A 3,581-nucleotide genomic window follows, 5' to 3' on the forward strand; every position below is an offset into this window, starting at 1 on the left:
AGCCAAAAGGTAGTTTACAACCGTCAACTTGACAAAGCCCTAACATCATCAGTGGCGTCCAGACTCGATGCATGTCTGGGCTGGGTCATCCGATCGACATGGAGTGGGGCCGTGAATTGCCGCAAGCTGAGAGTTCATGCAGTCGTATTCTGTGTCGCGGCCGCATTGTTGAGCAGCGTCGCGGCATCGGCAGACGACGTTAAGGTGATGATTTCGGGCGGGTTTGCGTCAGCCTATCGCGCACTGGGTCCACAATTCGAGGAGGCGGCTGGCAATAGGCTGGTCACCGTTTGGGGGCCTATAGTGGGCACGGCCGCGAATGCCATCCCCGTGCGACTTGCGCGCGGCGAGTGGGCAGACGTGCTGATCGTGGTCGGCTATGCGCTCGACGATCAGATCAACGCTGGCAAGGTCGTGTCTGGCAGCAAGGTGGACTTCGCACGCTCGGCAATCGGCATCGCGGCTCGCGAGGGGGCGCCGAAGCCGGATATCGGCTCGATCGACGCATTGCGGCGCACGCTGCTCGCCGCGAAGTCGATCGTCTATCCGGACGACGCGAATGGAGTCTATATCGGCAGCGAACTATTCCGGCGTCTCGGTATCGAGGGGCGGGTGGAGGGCAAGAGCCGCATGATCCCGGCCGAGCGGGTCGCCAGTGTCATCGCGAACGGCGAAGCGGAGCTCGGATTTCAGCAGATCGTCGAACTGTTGCCGGTGGACGGGGTGACGGTGGTCGGCAGTTTGCCCGCGGAGGTACAAAGGTACACGGTGTTTTCCGGGGGCATCGCCACCAATGCCAAAAATCCAGCGGGCGCAGCGGTCCTGATCCGTTTTCTGTCATCGCCGGACGCGGCCCCCGCGATTGAGGGGACCGGGCTCGAACCGCTAACGCCGAAGACTGCGAACTGAGCGAAGCTGTGAACCCAGCGCGCCGCCGAGCTAGGTGACGGCCGGATCTTCCGAGAACGGCCTTGAAGCGTCATTCGCCCGCGGCGTCGCTCGGACATTCAGACGTCGTTTCCACCCAGGAAGCGGCCATTCCCGATGGCGAACGTTGCTTGATCGGCCTTAGCAGACGTCGATGTGATTGCACAGGTAGGACTGCTGTCGAACACAGACTAGCCACTCGAGAAGAGACAAGGGCGAATGGCCGCTTTTAGCATCGATGAACGCGTAATGCCGACCTTGAGCGGTCCTTCCATCCCGCCGATCTCGGACATTCACGCCCCTAGAAAAACGTTGTCAGCCTCCCAAGGTTCGCCGCGTTAGGCAAATCCACCATTGCCGCGCGCGCTCCGGTCGGGTTTCCTCCCGAGTCCACATAGCCCCACTGTCCATGCCGGGTTTACGGCGATGCCAGTTTTCCCTGACCCTCGCCCCGAAAACCGTCCCGTTGAAAACTGCAATTCCGGCATGATTTAGAAACGATGACCAGGGGTCATGCCGTTCGGCGCCTGTCAACGCGAGCCAAGACTTCCACCCAATACAATCTTAATGGGCCGGCTCCGCCTGCGACCAAGCGGACGTGACTTGAAGGGCGAAGTCGATCGCATGCTCGGTGACGGTCGACTGCATCTTTTTCTTTTCCTCCCGCGCCTCGGGGGTATCGCCTTGATGTTCACCGTTATCCGCCACCGCCTTGATCCAGAGGCAATGGGTACGCTTCAGCGCGCGGTAGAAGCCGTAACCTTCCATTACCTTCAAAAGGTCGCGGTCGATGCACCGACATTCGCCCGAGACGATTTAAAAACGGATGCGCAACTCTTTGATTGTCCCGTAGCTCGCGAAATATGCCCAACATTCAGGCCATTGCTTGGGGGCGCTGAAGTCCGACAGGCTTCTGGTAGCCACCCTTACGGGTTCCAGACGCGAGATCTAGGGCTGACGTCAAGCGTCAGAGAGATTCTTCGCCGCGGGCTTCACCACGTCGAATGATGGGCGGGGGGTCCACTGGGAACTAGCGCGTTGGCGAGCCAGGTAACACGTCGGTGAACCGGGAAGCCACTCGGATCGCTCGAATCGTTTGTGCTCTCCAGCATGGCGCGCGCCGGAAAGCGGCTTCCCACGCGACATCGGACGGAATATTTCGAAGCCCACTCACGTTCTATTACCGAGGTTCGCCTGCTCTGGCGAGCACGGTCCTTCATCCGCGATGAATTCACGCGTGCAATGCGTGCAAGCCTTCTTGCACCGTTGCGTGAAGGCGAAGCGATGTACGCCGCGAACAGTGGTCTCCGGCGGCTACGACGATGACGAGGGTTCCTAACCATCCATATTGGCGGGCGTGCCTACTGACGCGCAACGGTCATCGAGAGAACAGTTGCTCCACTAGCCCTCGGGGCCGGCGAACCCGGCACCGTGGTTCAACGCGGCTTGCGGCGACGCGGCCCTTTCGAGGAGAAGTATTATGGTCGACAGCAACCATACTGCGTGCGCGCTGGCGGCGATTGCGCTCGGCGTTGTGCCGCTGAGCGGTCATGCGGACGAAACGATCCATGTCAAGCTCACGGACAAGGCGATTCAACTCGATCCCGGCACAGCGAAGGCCGGACGCGTCACGTTCGAGGTGAACAACGCAGCGAACGGCAATACTGAACATGAGTTCGTGGTGCTGAGGACAGACATGGACGACGCGCATCTGCCCGTCCGCAAAGGCCTGGTCACGGAAAGCCGGTTCGAGAAAATGGGCGAGGTGGAAGACTTGGCGCAGGGTTCGACCAAGCGCCTGTCATTGAAGCTTGCGCCAGGACGTTACGTGCTGATTTGCAACCGGCCGGGGCACTATGAGATGGGCATGCACACATCGTTCGTTGTTGCGCGCTGAGGCGAAGCACAGTTGTTCCGTGGTTGCAGCACATCGATAGCGACGCGCTACTTTTCAACGCCCGTGGGAAAGGCTCTGGTCGAGCGGATCAGCACCTTGATTCCAACAGCCGGAATTCGACGATGATCAGTCATTCGGCGAGAGAATACCCATCGGCTGCAACGGATCGGGAAGCGCCCGTTTGGCCAGATGCAAACTGGATCTCCCTTCTATCGAAGGGAGATTGTCATGAGCTCATCAACCGACACCGTGCCGTCCAGAATACCGTGGAACAAAAGGAGATTGACCGGCCAGAAACCACCGCTGAAGCTGAAGGAAATATGGGCAATACGCGTGCGGCTGCAGCTCTCGTCCCGCGTTCGGGATCTGGCAATGTTCAATCTCGGCATCGACAGCAAGCTTCGCGCTTGTGATTTAACGAAGCTGCGTGTGCGCGACGTCTGCCAGGGAGAGCACGTCGCCAGCCGGGCGATGATCATGCAGCAGAAGACGCAGCGGCCGGTACAGTTCGAGATCGCCGAACAAACGCGCGAGAGTGTGGCGGCATGGATAAGGCATGCAGGCCTGCACGCAACCGACTTCCTGTTCCCGAGCAGAATTCACGGCTCTCCGCACTTGTCGACACGGCAATATTCGAGGCTGGTTCATCGGTGGATCGCGTCAATCGGCCTTGACGACACGGCTTACGGGACCCACACGATGCGTCGCTATCTTCCGTTCAGGACTATGTCTTGTAAGGGCACTGTCAGGTTGATGG

Annotated in this window: 4 protein-coding genes; 3 read left to right on the plus strand and 1 reads right to left on the minus strand. The window is 59.7% G+C overall.

Annotated elements, in window-relative coordinates:
• Nucleotides 1–111: 111 nt before the first annotated feature.
• On the plus strand, nt 112–909 hold the full coding sequence (locus P0D89_RS51570) for a substrate-binding domain-containing protein (RefSeq protein WP_408370693.1): 798 nt from the start codon (nt 112–114) through the stop codon (nt 907–909).
• Between the two features lie 582 nt (nt 910–1,491).
• Here P0D89_RS51570 and P0D89_RS51575 read toward each other — a convergent pair.
• Nucleotides 1,492–1,695: a hypothetical protein gene (locus P0D89_RS51575; protein WP_408370691.1), complete on the minus strand. Its 204-nt coding sequence runs from the start codon at nt 1,693–1,695 to the stop codon at nt 1,492–1,494.
• Between the two features lie 712 nt (nt 1,696–2,407).
• Here P0D89_RS51575 and P0D89_RS51580 point away from each other — a divergent pair.
• Nucleotides 2,408–2,824, plus strand: coding sequence for a cupredoxin domain-containing protein (locus P0D89_RS51580; protein ID WP_408370690.1), 417 nt, complete (start codon nt 2,408–2,410; stop codon nt 2,822–2,824).
• Between the two features lie 228 nt (nt 2,825–3,052).
• Nucleotides 3,053–3,581: tyrosine-type recombinase/integrase (locus tag P0D89_RS51585; protein ID WP_408370689.1), on the plus strand; the 529-nt coding region annotated here is incomplete at its 3' end.

Origin of the sequence: Paraburkholderia sp. RL18-085-BIA-A, assembly GCF_046027075.1 — a bacterium.
Taxonomy (GTDB): domain Bacteria; phylum Pseudomonadota; class Gammaproteobacteria; order Burkholderiales; family Burkholderiaceae; genus Paraburkholderia.